The 25,778-nt window shown below is 69.5% G+C and carries 23 protein-coding genes; 21 read left to right on the forward strand and 2 right to left on the reverse strand.

Annotated features, from left to right (window positions below; all coding sequences use genetic code 11):
• Positions 1–78 precede the first annotated feature (78 nt).
• From ACZ3HL_RS00085 to ACZ3HL_RS00145, 13 genes are all read left to right on the forward strand, one after another.
• Positions 79–1,035 carry a DUF1702 family protein gene (locus ACZ3HL_RS00085; protein WP_465422221.1) on the forward strand — a complete coding sequence of 319 codons (957 nt, stop codon included), beginning with the start codon at positions 79–81 and terminating at the stop codon, positions 1,033–1,035.
• Positions 1,032–2,996, forward strand: coding sequence for a CRTAC1 family protein (locus ACZ3HL_RS00090; protein ID WP_465527682.1), 1,965 nt, complete (start codon positions 1,032–1,034; stop codon positions 2,994–2,996). The genes ACZ3HL_RS00085 and ACZ3HL_RS00090 overlap by 4 nt, the downstream gene beginning before the upstream one ends.
• The gene (locus tag ACZ3HL_RS00095; RefSeq protein WP_198935756.1) at positions 2,993–3,988 is read left to right on the forward strand and encodes an enediyne biosynthesis protein; all 996 of its coding nucleotides are present in this window, start codon (positions 2,993–2,995) and stop codon (positions 3,986–3,988) included. The genes ACZ3HL_RS00090 and ACZ3HL_RS00095 overlap by 4 nt, the downstream gene beginning before the upstream one ends.
• Positions 3,985–5,337, forward strand: coding sequence for a cytochrome P450 (locus tag ACZ3HL_RS00100; RefSeq protein WP_465422204.1), 1,353 nt, complete (start codon positions 3,985–3,987; stop codon positions 5,335–5,337). The genes ACZ3HL_RS00095 and ACZ3HL_RS00100 overlap by 4 nt, the downstream gene beginning before the upstream one ends.
• Before the next feature lie 5 nt (positions 5,338–5,342).
• Positions 5,343–5,900: a DUF5987 family protein gene (locus ACZ3HL_RS00105; RefSeq protein WP_465422203.1), complete on the forward strand. Its 558-nt coding sequence runs from the start codon at positions 5,343–5,345 to the stop codon at positions 5,898–5,900.
• Entirely contained in the window at positions 5,897–7,549 is a 1,653-nt protein-coding gene (locus ACZ3HL_RS00110) for a GMC family oxidoreductase N-terminal domain-containing protein (RefSeq protein ID WP_465527684.1), read from the forward strand. The genes ACZ3HL_RS00105 and ACZ3HL_RS00110 overlap by 4 nt, the downstream gene beginning before the upstream one ends.
• 2 nt (positions 7,550–7,551) lie before the next feature.
• A complete protein-coding gene (locus ACZ3HL_RS00115; protein WP_465527686.1) occupies positions 7,552–8,505 on the forward strand; it encodes a carboxymuconolactone decarboxylase family protein in 954 nt (317 codons plus the stop codon).
• A 355-nt stretch (positions 8,506–8,860) separates the two neighbouring features.
• A complete protein-coding gene (locus ACZ3HL_RS00120; RefSeq protein ID WP_465527689.1) occupies positions 8,861–14,689 on the forward strand; it encodes a type I polyketide synthase in 5,829 nt (1,942 codons plus the stop codon).
• 1 nt (position 14,690) lies between these two features.
• Complete coding sequence (locus ACZ3HL_RS00125) at positions 14,691–15,131, forward strand: acyl-CoA thioesterase (RefSeq protein WP_126729920.1); 441 nt, start codon at positions 14,691–14,693, stop codon at positions 15,129–15,131.
• A 1-nt stretch (position 15,132) separates the two neighbouring features.
• Entirely contained in the window at positions 15,133–15,705 is a 573-nt protein-coding gene (locus tag ACZ3HL_RS00130; protein ID WP_465422199.1) for a flavin reductase family protein, read from the forward strand.
• A gap of 15 nt (positions 15,706–15,720) precedes the next feature.
• Entirely contained in the window at positions 15,721–15,888 is a 168-nt protein-coding gene (locus ACZ3HL_RS00135; RefSeq protein WP_167373498.1) for a DUF6222 family protein, read from the forward strand.
• 158 nt (positions 15,889–16,046) lie between these two features.
• Entirely contained in the window at positions 16,047–17,588 is a 1,542-nt protein-coding gene (locus ACZ3HL_RS00140; RefSeq protein WP_465529054.1) for an acyl-CoA carboxylase subunit beta, read from the forward strand.
• A 26-nt stretch (positions 17,589–17,614) separates the two neighbouring features.
• Entirely contained in the window at positions 17,615–17,791 is a 177-nt protein-coding gene (locus tag ACZ3HL_RS00145) for an acyl-CoA carboxylase epsilon subunit (RefSeq protein WP_465422198.1), read from the forward strand.
• A 68-nt stretch (positions 17,792–17,859) separates the two neighbouring features.
• Here ACZ3HL_RS00145 and ACZ3HL_RS00150 read toward each other — a convergent pair whose 3' ends face one another.
• On the reverse strand, positions 17,860–18,036 hold the full coding sequence (locus ACZ3HL_RS00150; RefSeq protein WP_465422197.1) for a hypothetical protein: 177 nt from the start codon (positions 18,034–18,036) through the stop codon (positions 17,860–17,862).
• Between the two features lie 306 nt (positions 18,037–18,342).
• On the opposite strand from ACZ3HL_RS00150, the gene ACZ3HL_RS00155 reads away from it, so the two are divergent.
• The 8 genes from ACZ3HL_RS00155 (at position 18,343) to ACZ3HL_RS00190 (ending at position 23,204) form a co-directional block, all read left to right on the forward strand.
• Positions 18,343–18,465, forward strand: coding sequence for a hypothetical protein (locus ACZ3HL_RS00155; protein WP_465422196.1), 123 nt, complete (start codon positions 18,343–18,345; stop codon positions 18,463–18,465).
• Positions 18,466–18,558: 93 nt separating this feature from the next.
• Entirely contained in the window at positions 18,559–18,867 is a 309-nt protein-coding gene (locus tag ACZ3HL_RS00160; protein ID WP_340687578.1) for a DUF6235 family protein, read from the forward strand.
• 221 nt (positions 18,868–19,088) lie between these two features.
• Positions 19,089–19,574, forward strand: a complete 486-nt coding sequence (locus tag ACZ3HL_RS00165; protein WP_465422195.1) for a DUF6423 family protein — start codon at positions 19,089–19,091, stop codon at positions 19,572–19,574.
• Positions 19,575–19,582: 8 nt separating this feature from the next.
• Positions 19,583–20,902, forward strand: a complete 1,320-nt coding sequence (locus ACZ3HL_RS00170; RefSeq protein WP_465527691.1) for an FAD-dependent oxidoreductase — start codon at positions 19,583–19,585, stop codon at positions 20,900–20,902.
• The gene (locus tag ACZ3HL_RS00175; RefSeq protein WP_465422193.1) at positions 20,895–21,365 is read left to right on the forward strand and encodes a DUF6187 family protein; all 471 of its coding nucleotides are present in this window, start codon (positions 20,895–20,897) and stop codon (positions 21,363–21,365) included. Before ACZ3HL_RS00170 ends, ACZ3HL_RS00175 begins: the two co-directional genes overlap by 8 nt.
• Positions 21,337–21,882, forward strand: a complete 546-nt coding sequence (locus ACZ3HL_RS00180; RefSeq protein ID WP_465527693.1) for a carboxymuconolactone decarboxylase family protein — start codon at positions 21,337–21,339, stop codon at positions 21,880–21,882. Before ACZ3HL_RS00175 ends, ACZ3HL_RS00180 begins: the two co-directional genes overlap by 29 nt.
• A 282-nt stretch (positions 21,883–22,164) precedes the next feature.
• Positions 22,165–22,356: a hypothetical protein gene (locus ACZ3HL_RS00185; protein WP_465422191.1), complete on the forward strand. Its 192-nt coding sequence runs from the start codon at positions 22,165–22,167 to the stop codon at positions 22,354–22,356.
• Positions 22,357–22,595: 239 nt separating this feature from the next.
• The gene (locus ACZ3HL_RS00190; protein ID WP_465422190.1) at positions 22,596–23,204 is read left to right on the forward strand and encodes a response regulator transcription factor; all 609 of its coding nucleotides are present in this window, start codon (positions 22,596–22,598) and stop codon (positions 23,202–23,204) included.
• Positions 23,205–23,362: 158 nt separating this feature from the next.
• On the opposite strand, the gene ACZ3HL_RS00195 is transcribed toward ACZ3HL_RS00190, so the two are convergent.
• Complete coding sequence (locus ACZ3HL_RS00195) at positions 23,363–25,684, reverse strand: sensor histidine kinase (protein WP_465529056.1); 2,322 nt, start codon at positions 25,682–25,684, stop codon at positions 23,363–23,365.
• Positions 25,685–25,778: the final 94 nt, after the last annotated feature.

The following is a 25,778-nucleotide window of genomic DNA, read 5'->3' on the forward strand; positions in this document are numbered from 1 at the left end:
GCATGTGACGCTTTACGCGATCCAGAATTCGAATCCACCCGTTAGGGGGAGAGTGCGTTGGGCAATGGTTGGCGCACCATCAGACGCCGCATGATCACGCCGGACGTGTCCGAGACGTCACTGGACAAGCGCGGTTTCCACAAGAAGAGCCCGGCCGCTCAAGAATTGCTGGAGACCGTCGGTGAGAAATTCCTGCTCGGCTACGCGCACGCCGTCGAAGCGCGTTCCGTCGAGCAGGCGGAAGAATGGCTCGAACGTATTCCGGTGAAATACCGCGGCTTCGCCTACGAAGGCGCGGGAATGGGTTACGGAATGCTGGACGGGCTGCCGGGCGGCGGACGCCGGCACATCGCGGGGTTCCTCGACGGGCCCGGTGAGAAGCACGACTACATCATCTACGTCGGCGTCGGCTGGGCGATGGCGCGGCTGCCGCGCTTCCGCTGGCCCTCCGCCGACGACTTCGACCCGTTGCTGCGCTGGCTGGTGCTCGACGGCTACGGCTTCCACCAGGCGTACTTCAAGACGGCGAAATACATCGACGGGCAGTTCCAGGACCCCGGCTTCTCCTGGCCGCCCGGTAACGACGGGTACGCGCTGCGGGCGATCGACCAGGGCATCGGGCGGGCGCTGTGGTTCATCTGCGGTACCGACGTCGATCTGGTCGCCGACGCGATCGCGCGCTTCCCGGAGCGGCGCCACGGAGACCTCTACGCCGGGGTCGGGCTCGCGTCGACCTACGCCTGCGGGGTCACGTCCGACGAACTGCTGAAGCTGGCCGAGTTCGCCGGCGAGCACCGCGGGAACCTTGCCCAGGGCAGTGCTTTCGCCGCCGAAGCCCGCGTCCGCGCCGGGCTGCTGATCCCCGAGACCGAGGTCGCCACGCAGGCGATCTGCGGGCTGCCGGCCGAGCGGGCCGCGGCCATCACCCAGGAGGTGCGCCCGGCGACCGTGGTCGACGGCGAACTCCCGGCATTCGAAACCTGGCGACAGCGCATCGCCGCTGAGGTGCTCAAATCTGGAGGTGCAGGGAAATGACCGCGACCTTGGGCTGGCTCCGCAAGCAGCTTGCGGGCATCGTGGCGTTGGTGCTGATGGCGGGTCTGTTCGTGGTGGCGCAGCTGCCCACCGTCTCGACCGCCGAGGCCGACACGATGGCCTCGAAGTACGCGTTCGAACCACTGACGATCGCCCTGCCGGAAGCGGCGAAGAGCCAGTCGATCCGGACGGTGAACAAGGACTACGAGCACATCCGGGCCTGGATCTCGTCGGTCGGTGCCGCGATCGCGGTCAACGACCTCGACGGCGACAAGCTCGCGAACGACCTGTGCTTCGTCGACCCGCGCAGCGACCAGGTCATCATCACCCCGACGCCCGGTAAGGGCGGCGACCGCTACGCGCCGTTCGCGCTCGACGCGGCGCCGCTGCCGATGGGCAAGTACATCGCGCCCATGGGCTGCGTGCCCGCGGACTACAACGAGGACGGCCGGGTCGACCTGCTGGCCTACTACTGGGGCCGCACCCCGATCCTGTTCCTGTCGAAGCCGGACGCCACGAAGCTGGAGCCGAAGGCCTACGAGCCGGTGGAACTGGTGCCGGGCAACAACTCCAAGAACGGCGAGTACGCCGGTCCACTGTGGAACACCAACGCCGCCTCGGTCGGTGACTTCGACGGCGACGGCCACCAGGACATCTTCATCGGCAACTACTTCCCCGACAGCGCGGTGCTGGACGACCGCGTCCAGGGCGGGGTCGAGATGAACAAGTCGATGTCGCACGCCGACAACGCCGGCGGCAAGTACATCCTGCGGTTCACCGGCGCCACCCAGGGCGCGAAGCCGACCGCGTCGTTCGCCCTCGACGACAAGGCCATCCCGGCCGACGCCCAGGGCGGCTGGTCGCTCGCGGCCAGCGCGACCGACGTCGACGGGGACAACCTGCCGGAGCTCTACATCGGCAACGACTTCGGCCACGACCGCCTGCTGTACAACAAGTCCCGCCCCGGGCACGTCGAGTTCGCCGAGGTGAAGGGCGTCCGCGGACCCAACGACCCGAAGTCCAAGGTGCTCGGCAACGACTCCTTCAAGGGCATGGGCGTCGACTTCGCCGACCTCGACCACGACGGTCTCTACGACCTGTACGTCAGCAACATCACGACGTCCTGGGGCATCGAGGAAAGCCACTTCCAGTTCATGAACACCGCCAAGGACACCGCGGATCTGCGCGGCCGTCTGCAGGGCGGCGAGGCGCCGTGGGTCGACCGCAGCGCACAGGCGGGCACCGCGTGGTCCGGCTGGGGCTGGGACGTCAAGATCGCCGACTACAACAACAGCGGCGAATCGGTGATCACGCAGGCGACCGGGTTCGTCAAGGGCGACGTCAACCGCTGGCCGCAGCTGCAGGAACTGGCGACCTCGAACGACGAACTGCTGAAGCACCCGTCCTTCTGGCCGAACATGGTGGCCGGTGACGACGTCGGCGGCGACCACACCCTGCACTTCTGGGCCAAGAGCGCCGACGGCCGCTACACCGACCTGGCCCCGCGCCTCGGGCTCGCGGTCCCGGTGCCCACCCGCGGTATCGCCACCGGCGACGCCGACGGCGACGGCAAGCTCGACTTCGCCGTGGCCCGCCAGTGGGAGCAGCCGATCTTCTACCGCAACGTCAGCCCCGACTCCGGGTCGTACCTGAACCTGAAGCTGGTGCACGACAAGGCTTCGGCGGACGGTCCGCTCCAGGCGGCCGGCACCGCGGCGATCGGCGCGCAGGTCACCGTCATCACCCCCGACGGCAAGAAGTACATGGACCGGGTCGACGGCGGCAGCGGCCACTCCGGCAAGCGCAGCCACGAGATCCAGATCGGACTCGGCAAGGTCACCGGGCCGGTGAAGGTCTGCCTGCAGTGGCGTGACCTGACCGGGCAGATCCGCACGCAGGAAGTCCAGCTGACCCCGGGCAGCCACACCTTCCAGCTCGGCGCTCAGGCTAAGGAGAAATGACCGTCATGGCTGAGCAGACACTCACGGCACCGAAGAGCAACAAGACGATCACGGCGCTTCGCCGGTTCGCGATCTCGATCACCGTCTTCAACATCATCGGCTACACCGTGCTCGGTTTCGAGCAGCCCTACACCTATCCGTTCATCGCGCTGGCCACGGCCTACGCCACGGAAATCCTGCTGGAGATCATCGGCGCCCGGACGCAGGGGCGGGGCGTCCGCTTCCGCGGCAACGGTTTCAAGGGACTCGTGGAGTTCCTGTTCCCGGCGCACATCACCGGTCTCGCGCTGAACATGCTCACCTACGTCAACGACCAGGTACTGGTCATGATGTTCGGCGTCGTCGTCGCCGTCGGCGCCAAGTGGGTCCTGCAGGCCCCGGTGCGCGGCCGGTTGCGGCACTACATGAACCCGTCGAACTTCGGCATCACGATCATCCTGCTGGTGTTCCCCTGGGCGAGCATCGCGCCGCCCTATCACTTCACCGAGCAGGTCGACTCGTGGGTCGGCTGGCTGATCGTCGGCATCATCATCGTGTCGGGCACCGTCCTCAACGCGATGCTGACGCAGCGGATGTGGCTGATCGGCGCCTGGCTGATCACCTTCGCGCTCCAGGCGATCATCCGTGGTCTGCTCTTCGACACCGCGATCCCCGGCGCGCTGGGGATGATGACCGGCGTGGCGTTCGTGCTCTACACGAACTACATGGTCACCGACCCGGGCACGACCCCGTCGAAGCCCGCGTCGCAGGTCCTGTTCGGTTCGGGCGTGGCGCTGGCGTACGGGTTCTTCATGGTCGTGCACGTGGCATACGGCCTGTTCCTCGCCACCGCGCTGGTCTGCCTCATCCGCGGCGCGTTCCTGTGGGGCCTGCACTTCTCCAAGAAGGCCACCGAGAAGTGGGAGGCCGAGCAGGCGAAGTCGGCCGAAGTCACCTCCCTGCCCAAGCCGGCCGAGAAGCCGGAGACGGAAACCGGGGCCGTGGCGGCATGACCCACGGTGCGGAAACCAGCCGGGCGGCGCGTCTCGCGCCGCCCGGCCCGCCGCGCCGGGCGACCTTCGGTCTGCTGAAGAAGCTCTTCACCGACCGGCTGGCGCTCATGTCGGACTCGGCGGAGGCGCACGGGGACGTCGTCCGGATCGCGATCGGTCCCAAGACGATGTACCTGGTGAACCACCCCGATCTGGCGAAACACGTGCTCGCGGACAACGCGGCCAACTACCACAAGGGAATCGGCCTCCAGGAGGCCAGGCGGGCGCTCGGCGACGGGCTGCTCACCAGTGACGGCGACGTCTGGAAGAAACAGCGCCGGACCATCCAGCCGGTGTTCCAGCCCAAGCGGATCGCGCGGCAGGCCTCGGTCGTCGCGAACGAGGTCGAAGGGCTCGTGAAACGCTTGCGGGACACCGAAGGACCGGTGGAGATCCTGCACGAGATGACCGGGTTGACCCTCGGTGTGCTCGGCAAGACGCTGCTCGACGCGGACCTCGGCGGCTTCAGTTCGCTGGGGCATTCGTTCGAAGCCGTGCAGGACCAGGCGATGTTCGAAGCGGTGACGCTGAGCATGGTCCCGCAGTGGGCCCCGCTGAAGAAGCAACTGCGGTTCCGGGAATCGCGGGCCGACCTTCGCCGGATCGCCGACGAACTCGTCGAGCAGCGGCTGGCCAACCCCGTCGAGAACGGTGAGGACGTGCTCTCGCGCCTCATCGCGACCGACGGGACCCGCGAGCAGATGCGGGACGAGCTGATCACCCTGCTGCTGGCCGGGCACGAGACGACGGCGAGCACGCTGGGCTGGGCGTTCCACCTGCTCGACGAACACCCCGACGTCTTGGCGAAACTGCGTGCCGAGGCCGACGCGGTACTGGGCGATCAGTTGCCGACACACGACGATCTGCACCGGTTGCCGTACACGGCGAGGGTCGTCGAAGAGGTCATGCGGCTGTATCCGCCGGTGTGGCTGCTGCCGCGGGTGGCGCAGGCCGACGACGAGATCGGCGGCTATCACGTCCCCGCCGGATCCGACGTCGTCGTCGTGCCCTATACGCTGCACCGGCACCCGGAGTTCTGGCCGGAGCCGGAGAAGTTCGACCCGGACCGGTTCGATCCGGACCGGCCGAGCGGGCGGCCCCGCTACGCCTACATCCCGTTCGGCGCCGGGCCGCGGTTCTGCATCGGCAACAGCCTCGGCGTGATGGAGGCCGTCTTCGTGCTGACGATGGTCCTGCGCGACCTCGAACTCAGGAAGCTCCCCGGCTACGACGTGGTACCCGAGGCGATGCTGTCGCTGCGGGTGCGGGGCGGGCTGCCGATGACCGTGCACACCAGGAACAGGAGGTAGGTTCCGTGGATTCGGACGAACAGGTCAAGGTGTCCACTTTGGAGGCCTACGCGGACACGATCGTGCCGGGGGAGAAGCGGTTCCCCGGCGATCACGCGATCGCCGGCGCGTCGAAGGGGCCGGGCGCGGTCGTGGCGGGCGCGCTCGAACTGCTCCACACCGACGCGACCGGGGTGACCGTCGGGCTGCCGTACCTGGCGCAGTCCCTCAACGAACACGCGAAGGGCTACGCCAAGGAGCACGACCTCACCCTCGACGAGTCGCTGCCGCCGTTCGTCGCGCTGTCCTTCGCCGACCGGACCGCGCTCGTGCGGTCGCTGACCGCGCCGGGGCATCCGGAGAAGGACGGCTGGGTGAGCCTCGCCTTGTTCTGCAACATGTCCTTCGACAGCGCCGCGCACAAGCACACCGCCGAAGCCATCGCCGAGGGACACCCCGGCCTGCTGGCGATGGGGTACACCGCGCCGGACGAAGACGGGCTGTGGCGGTTCCCGAAGTTCTCCTATCGCCGCGAGCTGGCGCGGCTCCACCCTGACACGACGCCTTCCGGGAGCCCCGCATGACTGCCTACGACAAGACCGACGTCGTCATCGTCGGCAGCGGGTTCGGTGGCTCCATCCCCGCCTACCACTTGGCCGCGGGCGGGGCGAAGGTCACCGTGCTGGAACGCGGACCGTGGCTGGAGACGAAGGATTTCGAGCACGACTATCTGCTCGGCTCGTCCTACACCCGGGCTTTCGACTTCGTCGTCGGCGACGGAATGAGCGTGCTCGGCGGAAACTGCGTCGGCGGTGGCAGCGTGGTGTACTTCGCCGCGATGCCGCGCGCCCCGAAGTTCGTCTTCGAGCGCCACGGCAGCATCGGCCGCCGCATGTGGCCTTCGGAGATCACGCGTGACTCGCTGGAACCTTGGTACGACCGGGTTTCGGAATCGCTCCCCGTGTCCAAACAGGACTGGAACGACGTCTCGTACGCGGGTGGGCTGTGGGCGGCGTTCTGCGATCACTCCGGCCGGACCGCCAACCCGGCACCGGTCGCGGTGGACAACGACCGGTGCGTGAACTGCAACTTCATGATGGCGGGCTGCCGGTTCGACGCGAAACGCTCGCTGCTGACCAACTACCTGCCCGCCGCGCTCGCGCACGGCGCGAAGATCCGGCCACTGCACGAGGTCCAGCGGATCGAACGGATCGACGACGGCGACTACCGCGTGCACTTCAACATCGTCGACGACGAGGACTACCGGCTCCAGTCCGGCAGCGGGACGATCGACGCGAAGATCGTCATCATCGCCGCGGGCGCCGGCGCGACGCCGGTGATCCTGCAGCGTTCGGAGGCGGCGCTGGGCACCATGCCGCACGGGGTCGGCCGGTACTTCTCGGGCAACGGTGAGCGGCTCAACACCGCGATCATCAACGAGGAGCGGGTCCGCGAGGTGCTCGGACTGTCCCGTGAGGACGGGAAGGTCTACGAGGCCAACCACATCGGCAAGGGCCCGACCGTGGCGAACTGGGACAAACTCGACGGCTCGCTGCCGGAGTACGAGCGGTACTCGCTGGAGCAGCTGTACTTCCCGCCGGGGCTCGGGACGATCCTGGCCCAGGTGCCCGACGGTGACGAACCGCGCTGGTTCGGGGCGCAGAAGAAGGAGATCCTCAAGAAGTGGGCCTCCTGGCTGACCATCTTCCTGATGACCGAGGACGACAACGAGGGTGTCTTCGGCGCGCCGCCGCCCACCGGCAACGCCTATCGCATCTCGCAGCAGATGCTCGGCCGCGGTCCGCTGAAGTACGACCCGACGCCGAACACCCGGCACGGCTGGGCGCTGGCCGACGCGGAGTGCAAGGAGATCCTCGAGAAGGACGGCCTGGCGAAGGTGGCGCCGTGGACCAACGACGTCGTCGGCGCGTACACCGTGCACCCGCTGGCGTCGTGCCGGATCGGTGACGACCCGGCGACCTCGGCGCTGCACCCGAACCACGAACTCCGTGACCACCCCGGGATCTTCGTGACCGACAGCGCTTCCGTGCCGGGCGCGCTGACGGTGAACCCGGCGATGACGATCGCGGCGCTGGCCGAGCGTTCGGTGCCGGGGATCGTGCGCGCGCTTCAGGCACGCGGCGTCGACGTCACCTACGGCGCTCCCGCCCCGGACGGCTCCATCACGGGGCGGCGGGCGGTCGGCAAACTATCGCTGGTGGCCGGGAGCTGAGCATGGCACCCACGCTGGTGAAACTCGCGCTGCGGCGCGCGTTGCGTGAAGTCCGGTACGTCCGGCCGGTGCCCTTCGGCCGGGCGACCGGACTCGTCCGCGACGTCTACGGCCGGCTGGAACGGGACTTCGGCATGCTGGCCCCGCCGGTGGCGTTGCATTCGCCGTCGCCGGTGGTGCTCGCGGCGAGCTGGGTGATGCTGCGAGAGTCGTTGGTGGCGGCCGGAGAGACGAGCCGGGCGGACCGGGAGGTCGTCGCGACGCTGGTGTCGCGAGAGAACTCGTGTCCGTACTGCGTCGAGGTCCACGGGATGGCGCTGGACTCGCTCGGGCGCTCCTCGGAGGCGTCGGCGATCGCTGAGGGGCGTCCGGTGGCGGATCCTCGTACGGGGCCCTTGTCGGCGGGTGCCCGTGCGGAGCTGACCGCGGTCGCGTTCGCGTTCCACTACCTGAACCGGGTGGTGAGCGTGCTCCTCGAGCCGTCGCCGCTGCCTTCGTCCGTGCCGGATTCGGCGCGTGCCAAGGCGAAAGCGGTTCTGGGGCGGTTCCTTCGCCCGATGGAGGGTGCTCCGCCGGGAGAGTCGTTGGAGCTGCTGCCCCCGGGGTCGGAGGATTTCGGCTGGGCGGTGGGCAATCCGTTGATCGGCGACGCGTTCTCCCGTGCTTCGTCGGCGTTCGCCGCATTGCCGGTGCCTTCGGCCGTGCGGGACGTCGTGGAGCGGGAGCTGTCCACTTGGGATGGTTCGCCGCCTGGGCTGAGCCGCGCTTGGGTGGACGCGTTCGACGATCCCGGGGTCCGGTTGGCCCTGGTAGTCGCGAAGGCGCCGTATCAGGTCGACGACGCTCTGGTCGCGGCCGCGGGGCTGGCCGATCGAGAACTGATCGAGCTGGTGGGGTGGGCGAGTTTCACGGCCGCCGCCCGTGCTGTTTCGGTCGCCTCGCTTCGTGGTCGGTGAGGACGGCGCTGTCGGTGTTGCGAAAGCCACTTTCCCAACGTTCAACGTTGCGAAAGTGGCTTTCGCAACGTCGTGGGGCGCAATCGACTGTCCACAAGGGACGTCAGACGTGTGCGGTCGCTGGGCACAGGGGTTGTCCGTGAAGGATTTGGGACAGTCGACGTCCCAAATCCTTCATGGCCGCCGGACCGCGGAAAATACCGGACCACCTTCAACAACCAGAGAGAAGACTTCGCACCCGCCGCCGGTTCATGCTTGACCGGACTGCGCGAACGGACGGCGGCCGCGTTTCTGGGAACGGCGCCGGAACCGGATTCCGTGACTTGAGTGTTGAGAGCTAGGGGAGTGCGGTGGCATGAGCGTTGAGCGGATTTCGATTGTCGGTATCGGTCTCCGATACCCGGACGCCGGTTCCCCGGAAGAACTGTGGGAGAACGTCCTCGCCGGCCGCAGGGCGTTCCGGAGACTGCCCGACGAGCGGATGAACCGCGAGGACTACTACTCGCCCGACCCCAAGGCCCCGGACCGTTTCTACGCCCAGAAGGCCGCGGTTCTCCGCGACTGGGAATTCGACCGGATCAAGTACAAGGTCGCGGGCAGCACGTTCCGGTCGACCGACACCACGCACTGGCTGGCCCTCGACGTCGCCGCGCAGGCGCTGGCGGACGCGGGGTACCCCGAGGGCGAGGGGCTGCCGCGGTCCGCCACCGGCGTGGTCATCGGCAACAGCCTGACCGGTGAGTTCTCGCGCGCCAACATCATGCGGCTGCGCTGGCCGTACGTGCGCCGCACGGTCGCGGCGGCGCTCGCCGAGCGCGGCTGGGCCGAGGGTGACACCGCCGAGTTCCTTCACGATCTCGAGGCGCAGTACAAGGCTCCGTTCCCCGAGATCGACGAGGACACGCTCGCGGGCGGGCTGGCGAACACGATCGCCGGCCGGGTCTGCAACTTCTTCGACTTCGGCGGCGGCGGGTTCACCGTGGACGGCGCCTGCTCGTCCTCGCTGCTTTCCGTGGTCACGGCGGCGAACGCGCTTTCCGAGGGCGACCTCGACGTCGCCATCGCGGGCGGTGTCGACTTGTCGATCGACCCGTTCGAGGTGATCGGTTTCGCCAAGACCGGCGCGCTCGCCAAGCGGGAGATGAAGGTCTACGACGCCGATTCCAACGGCTTCTGGCCCGGCGAGGGTTCCGGCATGCTCGTGCTGATGCGCGAGGACGACGCGATCGCGCAGGGCAAGCGGATCTACGCCAGCATCGGCGGCTGGGGTGTCTCGTCCGACGGCAAGGGCGGCATCACCCGTCCGGAGGCCTCGGGTCACCGTCTCGCGCTTCAGCGGGCGTACGAGAAGGCGGGTTACGGCGTCGAGACCGTTTCCTACTTCGAGGGGCACGGCACCGGGACCGCGCTGGGCGACGCCACCGAGATCGAGGCGCTCTCCACCGCCCGCCGCGACGCCGACCCGCTCGCCGACCGCGCCGCGCTCAGCACCATCAAGGGCAACATCGGCCACACCAAGGCCGCGGCCGGTGTCGCCGGGCTGATCAAGGCCACACTGGCGGTGTACCACCAGGTCATCCCGCCCGCGACCGGTCACTTCGAGCCGCACGAGTCGCTGATCGGCGACTCCGCGCGGATGTACGTCCCGGCCGAGGCCGGGCTGTGGCCCGCGGACCACCCGGTCCGCGCGGGTGTCTCCGCGATGGGCTTCGGCGGCATCAACTCGCACGTCACCGTCACCGAGGCGCCGGGCGCGGCCCGGCGCAAGGAACTCGACGAGCGGACCCGTTCGCTGGTCGCCGGACGGCAGGACAGCGAACTGCTGCTCCTCGACGCCGACGACGCCGCGTCGTTGCGCGGCAGGCTGACCGGTCTGCTGGAAGTCGTGCCGAAGCTTTCGCTCGCCGAGCTCGGGGACCTCGCGGCCACGCTTTCCGCGGAACTGTCCGGGAAACCGGTCCGCGCCGCGATCGTCGCGACCAACCCCGAGGACGCCGAGCGCAAGCTGGCCAAGCTGCTCGACCTCCTCGGCGAGGGAGAGCCGGAAGTCTTCTCCACCGGCGACGGCATCTTCGCGGGCTCGCGGGTCAAGGACCCGAAGATCGGTTTCCTGTTCCCCGGCCAGGGTTCCGGGCGCGGCACGGTCGGCGCGCTGCGCAAGCGCTTCGCCCACGCCGACGACATCTACCGCGCGGCGGGCCTTTCGACCGGCGCCGACCAGGTCGCCACCGAGGTCGCGCAACCGCGCATCGTCACCGGTTCGCTCGCCGGGCTCCGCGTGCTGAAGAGCCTCGGCATCGAAGCTCAGACGGTCGCCGGCCACAGCCTCGGTGAGCTCACCGCCCTGCACTGGGGCGGCGCGCTCACCGAACGCGAAGTCCTCAAGCTGGCCAAGATCCGCGGCAAGGTGATGGCGACCGCGAGCGACGGAAACGGTGCCATGGCGGGGATCGCCGCCGGGCCCGGGGTCGCCGAGCGGTTCGCCGAGGGCGAAGACGTCGTCATCGCGGGCTACAACGCGCCCGAGCAGACCGTCCTTTCCGGACCGTCGGACGCGATCGACCGCGTGGTCGCCCGTGCCCGCGCGGAGGGCGTCACCGCCACCCGCATCAACGTCTCGCACGCGTTCCACTCGCCGGCGGTCGTCCCGGCCGCGGAGGCGATGACCGAGGAACTCGCCGCGTTCGACTTCGCCAGGCTCGACCGGCCCGTCGTCTCGACGGTGACCGGTGACGTCCTGCACGCCGCCGAGGACCTGCGCGATCTGTTGCGGGACCAGGTGGTCCTGCCCGTGCGTTTCCGCGAGGCGGCCGCGAAGGTCGCCGAGCGCAGCGACCTGGTGATCGAGGTCGGCCCCGGCCACGTGCTCACCGGCCTGTTCGGCGAGATCGCGCCCGGCACGCCGGTGCTCGCGATCGACACCGACAGCCCGAAACTGGCCGCGGTGCTGAAGGTCGCGGGCGCGGCGTTCGCGTTCGGCGCCCCGCTGGACACCTCCGCGCTGTTCGACGGCCGGATCGTGCGGACGCTGCCGGTGGACGGGGAGTTCTCGTTCCTCGCCAGCCCGTGCGAGGCCGCGCCGTCCATCGGTGCCGACCTCGCCCGCGACCGGGTCGCCGACCCCGCCGCGCCTGCCGAGGCCCAGGCCGGAACGGCTTCGGAGAGCGGTGGCAGCAGCACCCTCGACCTGTTGCGCAAGCTCGCTTCCGAGCGGGTCGAACTGCCGCTCGAAGCGGTCACCGCCGACACGCATCCGCTCGACGACCTGCACCTTTCGTCGATCACGGTCGGCCAGCTCGTCAACGACGTGACCAGGGCGCTCGGCCGTCCGGCACTGGAGGGCATGCCGAACTTCGCGACCGTCTGTCTCGGTGAACTCGCCGAGATGATCGACGAACTCGCCCAGACCGCCAAACCCGCCGACAGCAACCAGGCCGAGGTCGCCGGCGTCGGACCGTGGGTCCGGCCGTTCGGGGTCGAGTACGTCGTCGCGCCGAAGCCGTCGCCCGATCTCACGCCGGGGCTGTCCACCGCCGAGTGGACGGCGTTCGCGCCGGACGGCCATCCGCTGGCGGAGCCGCTGCGCGCGGCACTGGCCACCGCGGGTGTCGGCGACGGTGTCCTTCTCTGCCTGAACTCCGACAGCGGTTCCGGCGACGTCGGCCTGTACCTCGACGCGGGCCGCGCGGTGCTGGCCGCGCCCAACGGCACGCGGTTCGTCGTGGTGCAGCACGGTCTCGGTGCCTCCGGTCTGGCGAAGACGCTGCGGCTGGAGGACCCGTCGGCCCGCACCACGATCGTCGATCTCGCCGACGTCGGCCCGGTCGACCCCGAGGCCGTCAGCGCCGCGGTGTCCACCGTGGTCGCCGAAGTGGCGGCGACCAACGACTTCAGCGAGGTCCGCTACGACGCCGCCGGGATCCGCACGGTGCCGAAGCTCGCCGCGCTGACCCCGGCCGAGGCCGAGGGGACCCCGCTGGGGACCGAGGACGTCCTGCTCGTCACGGGTGGCGGCAAGGGCATCACCGCCGAGAGCGCGCTGGCGCTGGCCAAGGACTCCGGCGCGAAACTGGCGCTGCTCGGCCGGAGCGACCCGGCCGACGACGCCGAACTGTCGGAGAACCTCGGCCGGATGGCGGCGGCGGGCATCACCTACCGCTACGAACGCGCCGACGTCACCGACGCCCGTCAGGTGGCCGACGCGATCGGCCGGGTGCAGGCCGAGTACGGCCCCGTCACCGCGGTGCTGCACGGCGCGGGCCGCAACGAGCCCGCCGCGCTGTTCTCCTTGACCGAGGAGAGCTTCCGCAAGACGCTGGCCCCGAAGATCGGTGGCCTCAACGCCGTCCTCGACGCCGTCGACCAGGACAAGATCAAGCTGCTGGTGACCTTCGGCAGCATCATCGGCCGGGCGGGCCTGCGCGGTGAGGCGCACTACGCCACGGCCAACGACTGGATGACCGAACTGACCGTGCGCTTCGGCCAGGAACACCCCCAGGCCAGGGCGATCGCCCTCGAATGGTCGGTCTGGTCGGGGACGGGCATGGGCGAAAAGCTCGGTGTCGTCAGCGCTTTGATGCGCGACGGCATCACCCCGATCCCGACCGAGGAGGGTATCGAGATCCTCCGCCAGGTCGTCGGCGATCCGACCGCCCCGTCGGTGCTGGTCGTCTGCGGCCGGACCGGGGGACTGGCCACCCTGCCGGTGGAGAAGCGCGAACTGCCGCTGACCCGCTTCGTCGACCGGGCGGTCGTGCACTACCCGGGGGTCGAGCTGATCACCGAGGCCGACCTGTCCGCGGGCAGCGACCCGTATCTGGCCGACCACCTGCTCGACGGTCAGCTGCTGTTCCCGGCGGTGATCGGCATGGAGGCGATGACCCAGGTCGCGAAGGCCGCCCTCGGCGCGGAAACGCTGCCGGCGCCGGTGCTCTCCGACGTCGAGTTCCTGCGCCCGATCATCGTCTCGCCTGGCGGGTCGACCACGATCCGGCTCGCCGCGCTGGCCAGGGACGCCGAAACGGTGGACGTGGTGCTGCGCAGCGGGGAGACCGGGTTCAGCGCCGACCACTTCCGGGCCCGGCTGCGGTTCTCCCGGCCGGATCCGCTCGGCGAGACCGTCGTCCGCGACGTCGCGCTGCCGCCCGTCCCGGTCGACCCGACGACCGAGCTGTACGGCACGGTCCTGTTCCAGGGCAAGCGGTTCCAGCGGGTCACCGGGTACCGGCGGGCCAGCGCGCGGCACGCGGTCGCGGAGATCGCGACCGGCGCCGAGGTCGACTGGTTCGCGCCGTTCCTCCCGCAGGAGAAGCTGCTGGCCGACCCGGGCACCCGTGACGCGATGATGCACGCGATCCAGTGCTGTGTCCCGGACGCGACCCTGCTGCCCCAGGGGATCGAGCGGCTGTACCTCGCCGAACCCGGCGAGCAGGACCCGGAGTACGTGCTCCTCGACGCCCGCGAGCGTTCGCAGGACGGCGACAGCTACCTCTACGACCTCGACGTCCGCAACCCCGACGGGAAGCTGGTCGAGCGGTGGGAAGGGCTGAAGCTGCGCGCGGTGCGCAAGCGTGACGGCGAAGGGCCTTGGGTCCCGTCGATGCTCGGGTCCTATTTGGAGCGTTCCGTGGAACGACTGCTCGGCTCGTCCCGCGCGATCGTCGTCGAACCGGACCCGGTGGGCGTTTCCGTGGAGACCACGCCGGAACGGCGGGCGCAGACGGCACTGGCCGCCGGCCGCGCGGTCGACGCCCCGCTCGAGATCCGGTACCGCCCGGACGGGAAACCGGAGGCCGACGGGGTCGAGGTGAGCGCGTCGCACAGCGCCGACCTCACCCTGGCGATCGCGGGTGGCGGCCGGGTCGCGTGCGACGTCGAAACCGCGATCGAGCGGACGCCCGAGGACTGGGCGGGGCTGCTCGGCGAGGATCTGCTGTCGGTGGGCGAACTGCTCGCCGCGGACGCCCGCGAGCCGCTTTCGGTCGCGCACACCAGGGTCTGGAGCGCGCTGGAATGCGTGCGCAAGACCGGGGACATGACACAGGCGCTCACCGTGCACCGGGTCGACCCGGACGGCTGGGCGGTGCTTTCCCACGGCGGTGCCCGCATCGCCACCTGGGTGACGACCGTCAACGACCGGCCCGATCCCGTCGTCTTCGCGGTGCTCCAGGGAGAGGAGAACTGACATGGCCGACTACTACGAGATCCTGCATACCGTCGGGTTCGAAGAGACCAACCTGGTGGGCAACGTCTACTACGTGAACTACGTGCGCTGGCAGGGCCGGTGCCGCGAAATGTTCCTGAAGGAGAAGGCGCCCGCGGTGCTCGAAGAGGTCCGCGACGACCTCAAGCTCTTCACGCTCAAGGTGGATTGCGAGTTCTACGCGGAGATCACCGCGTTCGACGAGCTGTCCATCCGGCTGCGGCTGGAGGAGCTGACGCAGACCCAGGTCCAGTTCACCTTCGACTACGTCCACCTCACCGCGGAGGGCGAGCGGCTGGTGGCCCGCGGGCGGCAGCGGATCGCGTGCATGCGCGGCCCGAACACGGCCACGGTGCCCAGCCGGGTGCCCGAGCAGCTGCGTGAGGCGCTGGCCCCGTACGCGGTCGATGGCAAGGGGGAATGACGTGGGCACACTGGACGAGCCTTCGCGGCCCGTGCTGAAACGCCTGCCGTCGCCCGTGGCCCGCCGCCGGTTGTCCGCGCAGGCCGGGTTGCGGGAGGTGATGGGCCAGTTCGCCACCGGGGTCACCGTGCTGACCGCCGGGGGTGAACGGGCCCACGGGATGACCGCCAACGCCGTCACGTCCGTGTCGCTGGAGCCGCCGATGGTGCTGTGCTGCGTTTCCCGCGCGGCCCGGATGCACGAGGCGATCGTGACGGCGGGTTCGTACGCGGTCACGGTGCTGGCGTCGGACCAGAAGGACCTGGCGAAGTACTTCGCCGACTGGCGCCGCCCGGCCGGGCTCGCCCAATTCGACTCGGTGGACTGGACGGCCGGGCCGCAGACCGGCGCCCCGCTGCTCGACGGCGCGCTGGCGTGGCTGGAATGCGAGCTGGCCGAGGTCTACGAAGGCGGTGACCACTCGATCTTCCTCGGCAAAGTGGTCGCCTCCAGCCGCGGCACCGCGCAGGACTCGCTGGTCTTCTACGGCGGCGGCTACCACCAGATCGACGGCCGGATAAGGGCATCCGCCTGACAAGAGAGGAATGTCATGACCATCGACGAATCCACCCCGTCCGCCCCGGCGCCCACGGCCGAGCGGCCGCCGGTGGTGACCACGATGCCCCGGCTCGGGCGGGGGGTGTGCTGGCGCGACATCGTGCGCGAGATCGAGCTCGACGAACTCGAGCGCGATGCCCGGCTACGGGACGCGGCGTGACCCTGCAGGGTGATCCGGGTGCGCAGCGCACGGGGGACTCCGAGGTGGTGCCGCTGCCGGAGGACCGGCTGCGGCGCGCCCGGGTCCCGAGGGCGGGCGACGGGCGGGTGATCCCGCTCGCCCGCGGCGCCGAACCGGTGCACCCGCCGCAGCCGACGATGCCGTTGCTGCGCGCCCAGCGCGACGAGCTCCGTGAGCACATCGTCGAAGGGCGGCTCGACGGCGTGCGCCGGCAGCACTCGCTCGGCAAGCACACCGCGCGTGAACGGCTGGAACTGTTGCTGGACGAGGATTCCTTCACCGAGATCGAGCTGTACCGGCGGCATCAGGCGAGCGGGCTCGGGCTGGCGGAGAACCGGCCGTACACCGACGGCGTCGTCGCCGGCTCGGGCACCATCGACGGACGGCGGGTGTTCGTCTACGCGCAGGATTTCACCGTCTTCGGCGGTTCGCTCGGCGAGGCGCACGCGGCGAAGATCCACAAGGTGCTGGATCTGGCGATCGCCACCGGTTCGCCGCTGATCGGGCTCAACGACAGCGGGGGAGCGCGGATCCAGGAAGGCGTCATGGCCCTCGACGGCTACGGCGGCATCTTCCGCCGCCAGGTCGAAGCGTCTGGCGTCATCCCCCAGATCAGCGTCGTGCTGGGGCCGTGCGCGGGCGGGGCGGCGTATTCGCCCGCGCTCGCGGATTTCGTCTTCATGGTGCGCGACACCGCCCGCATGTACCTGACCGGGCCGGACGTCGTCGAGACCGTGACCGGGGAACGGGTCAGCCACGACGAACTGGGGGGCGCGGACGTGCACGGCGCGTCGTCCGGTGTGGCGACCGTGGTGCACGACGACGAGGAGAGCTGCCTCGCCGACGTCCGCTACCTGGTGTCGCTGCTGCCGTCGAACTACCTGGAGCCCGCTTCCCGCGGGCCGTCTCGGGACGCGGGCAAGGACCGGCGGCCCCGGTTCGCCGAACTCGTCCCGGTGGAGCCGAACAAGCCGTACGACATGCGCGACGTGTTCGCGGAACTGGCCGACGACGGCGAGTTCTTCGAACTGCACGAGCGATGGGCCGGCAACGTGCTGTGCGCGCTCGCGCGGATCGACGGGCGGGTGGTCGGCCTGGTCGGCAACCAGCCGGTGGTGTTCGCCGGCGTGCTCGACGGCCCGGCGTCGCAGAAGGCGGCGCGGTTCGTGCGGTTCTGCGACGCCTTCAGCATCCCGCTGGTGACGCTCGTGGACGTCCCGGGCTTCCTGCCGGGGGTCGAGCAGGAGCATTCGGGGATCATCCGGCATGGGGCGCAGCTGCTGCACGCCTACTGCGAGGCGACCGTGCCGCGCGTCCAGGTCATCCTGCGCAAGGCGTACGGCGGCGCGTACATCGTGATGGACTCGCGGTCCATCGGGACCGACCTCTCACTGGCGTGGCCGACCAACCAGATCGCCGTGATGGGTGCCGAGGGCGCGGTCAACGTGCTGTTCCGCAAGGATCTCGCCGCCGCGCCCGATCCGGACGCGTTGCGCGCGCGCCTGGTCGCCGAATACACCGAAGAGTTCATGAACCCGCAGTACTCGGCCGAACGCGGGCTGGTCGACGACATCATCGACCCCGCGGACACCCGGTCCGCCGTCGCCAGAGCGCTGGACATGCTGCAGGACAAGCGAAAGGCGGCGCCCCGGCGCAAGCACGGCAACCACCCGATCTGAACGGGGGAACCATGTCACCGTCCGGAATGGACAGTGCGCCCGTCTTCCGGGTCCTGCGCGGGGCCCCGGAAGACGCCGAACTGGCGGCCCTCGTGGCCGTCTTCACCGCGCTGGCCTCCGCCGCGCCCCCGCCCGCGGCGCCTGCCCGTTCCGCCTGGTCGCCACTCGCCGCGCCGGCCTGGCGTACCTCGACGCTGCGCTGAGTCGTGCGCGTAAGTCCGTGAAGGCCTCCTTGAGGGACCCAGAGTCCTTCAAGGAGGCCTTCACGGACTTACGCGAGTCGTCGCGCGGCCTCGATTTCCCGCCGCGGCGGGTACGTACTGTGGCGGGCGTGCACCGCGACGTAGAGGATCCCTCCGTCGAGCACGGCCTCCAGATCCGTTCGCTCCCCAGGCTCGAACGGGCCCCCGCAGGCCGCACAGGTCCGCTGCCGCTCCGCGGCGCTCATTGCCGATCCCGTTGCTCGGGGACCGCGGGGTCGGGCCACGACAGGCCAAGCAAATCGACGTCGACTTCGTCGTCGGCGTAGATCTCGTACGGGTCGAGGCGTTCGGTCATCGTGCGCTCCCTGGGTTTCGAGGTACCACAAGGGCACTACCGGCAGCCCTCCGGCGGCGACTTTTCCTTTGCTCACCGACACCTCGGCCGGTCCTCGAGCGCGTCACGATCGGAGGGGTCCATCCTTGGTTGTCAAGTGAGTGGTTCATCGAAGGCCGGGAGGAACGTCATGACGGCACAGGTGCGAATTTGGGTCGTGACCGATGATTTCGACCCGCGCGGGGCCGCGGAGGCCGGCGCGGCGGTGGTCGTTCCGGAGCCGAGGCAGGCCCCCGAAAACGATTTCCCGGCCGAGCACATCGTCCTCGGTTACAACTAGGCACCGCGGCACGGACGAAGAAGACCACCAGGTATCGCGCGCGCGACCATGAAGATCGCCCGCGAACCGGCCAGACCACGAGGAGGCCTCCGGATGGCTATGCGCCTCCAGCTCACGTCGGGTTTGCAGGTGTTGGAAGAATGGGCGATCAATGCTCCGCAGGCCGACCGCAATGTCGTCTACGAAGCGCTTTTCGCGGTGGCGGACGGCTCCGCCTTCCTCATCTACGACATTTTCGGCGACAGCAGGGAACCGCATCAGTTTCTTTTTCTGGTGAAACACGATCTCGTCCTCCGCATCGGGATCGATCGCGCCGATTCCTCGTTCGAGATCGTCTACATCGGTGCGCTGGAGCAGGGCACACCAGCGGCGGCCTGGGCCGAGGAGTCCGACGAGTCCTGACCCGGGTACCGCCGAATGGACCAGTCCCGGCGGGGAGTGGATCATGTGTTCCTCATCTTGACATCGTCCAGTTCAGCGTGAAATTCTTCCGGTGTTTGCGGCTGGGGGGATCATGCCGGGGATTGAATTGCGATATCGAGGTCTGGGAGGCGTGAAAGATGTCATCACCTGAATTCCCGGGATTGGATGTTTCCACTCGGGTACGCGCACGTGACATTCAGATGGCCGGTGTCGCCGACGTCCGGCGGCGGGTGCTGATGATCTCCGGGGCGATCGACACCACCGAGCACGACATCTCGGTGAGTGTCAATCTCCCGGAACCGGGCCGCTGGCAGGTCATCAAGTCGGAGACCAACCTGACCGACAAGACCTGGGTCGCGATGCAGGTCGTCACCGACGAGGATTCGACCTTCGTCAACGACGCCGACACGCTCGTCCTCTCCCGCCAGTTCTCGAAGTCCTTCATGACGCCGGATCAGCGCCGCCTCACCTTCTACGACGGTGAAGTCCGGCCCGGCGAAGCGGTGCTCAAGGTGTACTCGCTCGACGCGGGCGGCCGGAAGCCGACCTATTCCTACTCCCGCTACAGCCCGATCGCGACCGACACCGCCGAGCAGTCCCAGCAGACCCTGGACGAAATGATCAGCAACGGGATGAAGCAGCGGCCCGTGATCGAGCTGATCGTCCCGGTGACCGTGATCGGCTGAGCACGCCGGTGATCACCTTCGTCCCGGAACCCCGTCTCCTCGAATCGCCGCGCGGGCGCGAGTGGCCGATGCTCCCCGGCACCCGCGCGGCGGCCACCGCCGAACCGCCGCCCGCCGCCGACGTGGTCATCGTCGGCGCGGGCCCCGCCGGGCTCGCGGTCGCTTCCGCGTTGTGGCACCACGGTGTTCGCGACATCGTCGTCGTCGACCGCGACGGCCGTCCCTGCGGCCGGTTCTTCGACCGCATCGACCTGCTCGGCCAGCGCGTGCTGAGGTCGCCGTACGAACACCACCCCGGCGTCGAGGGTTACCGCGACTGCGAGCTCCTGGACTTCGCCAGGCTGCACTGGTCGGTGCTCACCCCGGTGGAACGCCGGGAGATCCGCATGGCGCAGGCCGGGCACCGCTCGGTCGTCCCCGTCGACGTCTTCGAGGCCTACTGCCGTCATCTCGCGGCGAGCCATCACGTCACCGAGCGGACCTGGCGCGGTTCGGTCCGCGAGGTACTACCGGCCGGGGTCGCCGTCACCGTGCGCGCCGACCGGTTCTCCGTGACCGCGCGGCACGTCGTGCTGTGCCTCGGCGAGGAGCGCCGGTCCGCCCCGGACACCTGGTGGGGCGGCGGCCGTCCGCCGCGCGGGGTGAGCTACTGGGACGAACCCGTTCCCGACGGCGGGAAGCGGCTCGCCGTCGTCGGTGCCGGCCTCACCGCCGCGCACCTGATCTCCAACGGCCTCGCCCAGGGCCGCGAGGTGCACTGGGTGGTCCGCGAACCGGGCGAACGCTACCAGTGCGCCGACGTCAATTCGTCGTTCTTCCGGCCCGAAGGCCGCGCTCGCTTCGACGGCGTGAGCTGGACCGACAGGCTCGAACTGATGGGCCGGTTCCGGCGTGCGTCGATCATGTTCGAGTTCCGCCCGATGCTCGAAGCGGCCGAAGCCGAAGGCAGGCTGATCGTGCATCGCGGCAGGGCGATCACGAAGGTGACGCCCGGTGTGAGCCTCCATCTCGAAGACGGTTCGCGGGTGTCCGCCGACCACGCCGTACTGGCGCTCGGCACGACGCCGTCGATCGGAGACGGCCTGATGCCCGATGAGGCCGTCCTCGACCGCGGCGGCTGGCCGCGATTGGACGAACGCACCTTCGCCTACCTCGGCGCGCCCCGGGTGTTCGCCGTCGGCGCGGCCGCGGGGATGACGCTGGGCCCCGCCGCCCGCAACATCGACGGTCACCGCGTCGCCACCGCGCGGGTCGCGGCCACCGTCGCCGAGAACCTGCGCCGCGACCTCCCGCTGCGGACGGCCACGAAGGACGTCGCCCGTGTCTGAGCCCTACGACTCCCGCTTCACCCTGCCGTCGATCGACGACGCTCCCTCGACCGAGGCCGGGGTGATCCTGCTGGGACTGGACGCCGAACGCCTGCTCGCCGGCGTCGGGCTCGCCCGGATCGCCGACGAGCCTGCCCTGGTCGCCCTCGCCGTGGACCAGGCCCGGCACGAGGCGCTCGACCTCGGTACCGAAGCGTTGATCGAGGCCGGGATCCTCCGCTGGCGCGCGGTCCGCCCGTTGATCGCAGCAGGTCCGGAGATGGTGTCGGCGGGTTCCCTGCGCCGAGAATGGGAACACGCGACCGCGCGCGTCACCGCCACGGTGACCGGGCTGGGACCGGCATCGGTGTCCTGCCTCGCGGCCTGCTGGCTGCGGCGCGACGACGTCGATGGGTTCGCCGAACACGGGCGGCCGGAACAGGGGAGCGCACACGATGTCCTATCTCGGATCTTTGCCGACTGACGCCACTTTGCTGCAGCTGTTCCAGCGGTTTCCCGCTCCGGCGTCGAAGCTGCTGGACCTGCACGAGCTGATCATGCGGGCGCCGTCGGCGTTCGGCGCGGGCGAGCGGGAGCTGATCGCGGCCTACGTGTCCGGCGTCAACGACTGCGGATACTGCCACGGGGTCCACACCGTCACCGCGGAGGCTTTCGGTGTGCCGGAAGGACTTCTGGCCGCCGCGCTGGACGACCTCGACTCCGCGCCCGTGGACGAGCGCATGAAGCCCGTGCTGGCCTACGTGGGCAAGCTGACGCGTACGCCGTCCCAGGTGACCGAAGAGGACGCTGAGGCCGTCTTCGCGGCGGGCTGGGACGAAGCCGCGCTGCACGACGCGGTGCTCGTGTGCGCCCTGTTCAACTTCATGAACCGGATGGTCGAAGGGCTCGGGATCCGCGCCGACGCCGCGTACGCGAAGACGTCCGGCGTGCGCCTGAAAGAGGGCGGATACGCCGGCCTGGCGACTCTGCTCGGCTCCTGACCCACTGTCTACAGTGGACGCACCGATTGGTCTGTTCGGGGTATTCCCGTGACCGTCGGTGATGGTTTCGCAAAGAAATCGGTCAACCGCGTTCCGTCATCGGAGACGGTCCGCGTTACTCCATTCGATGGCGATGATCGCGGGAATGGCGCAGTCGGAAGAACCTTCCGGAGTAGGTAAAAAGCACATTCCCGCGATGATGCACGACACTGGCTGCGAACTGGGCGCTCAGGCACGATTTCCTCAGTGAACGAGAAACCCGACCAGCCTGGGAGCCATTCGATGAAGAACGCTGTGACCGACAACGTCCGCTCGCTCTTCGCCGTCCGGGGGATCGACACCGCGTCCGCCGGGCACGAGGTCGAGCTGGTGATCGACCGGTTCGACAACTGGGCCAACCAGCCGAGCGGCAAGGTCTTCAACTGTTTCACCACCGTCTGCACCACCGCTCCGCCGCTGGCCGAGGCCAGCTGAGAACCCCTTCTCCGGCCGTCGCTCGCGCCCCGAAAGCGAGCGGCGGCCGTTTCGCGTGCGGAGTCCGTGGCCCGATGACGGAAAGCGACCGGATGCGGCGCGGAATTCGTAGCGGCCCGGTTCATTCGGCGTATCGCCGCCAACCGGACGGATCGGGCGCATCACTCGAACGGCGGAACGCGTTCCGTACCGGCGTGTTTATGTTGGATCGTGGGGGTGCGCACGAAGGGGGCGGCGTAATGACGATCAGAGTTCTCGTGGCCGAAGACATGCATATCGTCAGAGGGGCTCTCGTGGCGCTGCTGCGGCTGGAGCCCGACATCGAAGTGGTGTCCGAAGTCGCGTCCGGCGACGAGATCCTGGCCGCCGCGCGGAGTTCCCGGACCCAGGTCGCGATCATCGACATCGACCTTCCCGGCAAGGACGGCCTCACCGCGGCCACCGAGATCCACGAGCAGCTTCCCGAAGTCAGAACCCTGATCCTGACCAGCCTCGGCAGGCCCGGGACCCTCCGCCGGGCGCTGGCGGCCAAGGTGAACGGGTTCCTGTTGAAGGACGCCCCCGCCGAGAAACTCGCCAACGCCGTGCGCGGCGTGGCGGCCGGGAGACGCATGGTCGACGGAGACCTGGCCCTCGCCGCCTGGGACACCGTGGAATGCCCGCTGACCCCGCGGGAGATCGACGTCCTGCGGCTGACCGCCGAAGGCCGCGACACCCTCGAGGTCGCGGCGAAAGCGTTTCTCTCCACCGGGACCGTGCGCAACTACCTGACCTCGATCGTCGCGAAACTCAACGCGCGCAACCGGGTCGACGCGATCCGGATCGCCAGGGAATCCGGCTGGATCTAGACCGTGTCCCGCGAGCCTGCCCGCGGTCTTCGCGCCCAGGCGGCCCCTGGCGGCACGGGCGGTTCAGCCGAGTACAACCCGGTACGAGGCCGAACCGCCCGCGCCACCAGGAACCACCTGGATCACGAAGCCCATCGGACAGGCTTGCGGGACACGGCCTAGACCGGCACCACCGCGCGCAGCCGGAACCGGCCGTCGGGTTCGACCCCGGCGGTCAGTTCCCCGCCGAGCCCGGCGACCCGGTCGGACATGTTGGTGATACCGCTGCCCGGCGCCTCGACCCTGCCCGGCCGATCCGGATCCGGCGGCTGCCCGTTGCCGACGCCGTCGTTGACGATGTCGAGCGAGACGCCGTCGCCGGTCCGCCGCACGGCGATCTCGCAGCGTTCGACCTTGCTGTGCCGCAACACGTTCGTCACGCCCTCGCGCAGCACCACGGCCAGCACCGTCCGGACGGTCGGCGGCAGGTCCTCGTGCTCGACCTCCAGCCGCACCTGGACGTCGGCGGCCGTCAGCACCGCCTGCGCCGACCGGGACTCCTGGTCCAGCGACAGTTCCCGGTAGCCGCTGGCCACCGAGCGGACGTCGGTCAGCGCCTGGCGGGTCAGCCCGAGGATCTCCAGCAGCTCGTCGGAGGCCCGGTCGATGTCGATGTCCATGATCCGGCCGGTCAGCTCGCTCTTCAGCGCGATCGCCGACAGGCTCATCCCCAGCAGGTCGTGCAGGTCGCGGGCGAACCGCAGCCGTTCCTCCGCGACCGCGACCTCGGCGAGGCGTTTCCTGGTCTCACCCAGTTCCGTCACCAGCCGGACCAGCCAGATGAGCCCGAAGACCATCAGCCCCGTGTTCAGCATGGACGCGAAGGTGTAGAAACCGCCCAGGAAGTCGGCGCCCGCCGCGAGCCGGATCCACAGCACGCCCGCGGCCGTCAGGGCGAACGCCGTCCAGCCCGCGAGCGGCGGCAACACCAGCAGCGCGGTGCCGGCGAACAGGCTGGGCATGCTCACCCAGGCGTTCCCGAGCGGGATCAGCGGCAGGAAGATCAGGCAGGCCTGGACGAACAACAGTGCGTAGCTCTGCCGCGAGCGCAGCCGGACGTTCGGCCGGGCGAAGTAGGACAGCTGCAGCGTGATCGACGCGGTGAGGTACCCGGCGATGAGCGCGATGGACCAGACGTCGTCGGTCAGCATGAAGGCCCGGGTCATCGCCGAGAGCCCGAAGAGGACGAAGATCACCGTCAGCGTCCATTGGACGTTCCTGGCGTCGATCCGGGACCAGTGGCCGGACGCCTCGGCCAGCACCGTCTCGGCGGGCTCGATCTGGTCGGGCACCGGGAGCTCGGCGTGCAGCCGCCAGCGGCCCGCCGCGTCGGGACCGGCGCTCAGCTCCCCGCCGTGCCCGGCGACCTCCTCGGTCACCTCGCGGAGGCTTTCCGCCGTTTCCTCCGGGAGGTCCTCGTGCGCCGTCCCGTCGTGGACGATCTCCAGCACGACCCGGCCTTCGTGCTCCCGCACGGAGATCTCGCAGTGCTCGACGCCGGTGTAGCGGAGCACGTTCGTGATCCCCTCCCGCAGCACCTTCGCCAGCAGGGTGCGCAACTTCACCGGCAGCTCGACGGGGTGCAGGTCGGCCCGCACGGCGACGTTGGACGCCGAGAGCAGCGACACCGCGGTCCGGGACTCCTTCTCGAGCGACAGCTCCCGGTAGCCCCTCGCCACCGAGCGCACGTCGGACAGCGTCCGCTGGGCGATCCCGGTGATCTCGCCGAGTTCCGAACGCGCCCCGACCAGGGATTTGCGCAGCAGCCGGAGCACCAGCTCGCCCTTGAGCGCGATCGCGGACAGGCTGAGGCCCAGCAGGTCGTGCAGGTCCCTCGCGAAGGCCAGCCGCTGTTCGGCCACCGCGCGCCTGGCCAGCTCGGTCCTGGCCTGGTGCAGTTCGGTCACCAGCCGCGCGAGCCAGGTCAGCAGGTACACGACCAGGCCGTAGAGGATCGCGGTGAGGCTGTCGAGCACCGCTCCGTGCCAGGTGGCGTCGTAGGTCCACAGGATCCAGGTCGTGGCCGCCATGAGCACGGCGAACACCGTCCACCCGGTCCGCGGCCGGAACAGCAGCAGCGCGCTGCCCGCCGCGAGCGTGGTCAGCGAGGTCAGCGCCGCGTCGAAGTGCAAGGTCGGCAAGTAGGCGAGGCAGGCCTGGACCGCCAGCATCACTTTCGCGCGCCTGGTGTCCAGGCGGACCGCCGGACGGCTGAAGTACAGCAGCTGGATCGCCAGCACGGGGCCGACGTACAGCACCGCGAGCAGCCCGTGCCAGAAGTCCATACCCGGCTGGAGCAGAACCGCGAGGAGACCGACGAGACAGGAGTTGACGAAGACGACGGTGATGATCAGCCCGGCGAGGAACAGCGCCCGGCGAGGCCGCCGGTCGATACCGGCGGTTCCCAGAGGTTCGGCGGTCACAGCGAGCTGGTCCGGCACAGGCACCCCAGTGATAACAGAAGACGGCTCGATCTGGTCGCGTTCCCCCTCGCGACGGCCCGGGCCGTCCTACGGCCTTCCATCGCTATGATTC

Source organism: Amycolatopsis sp. NPDC000009 (assembly GCF_055563465.1).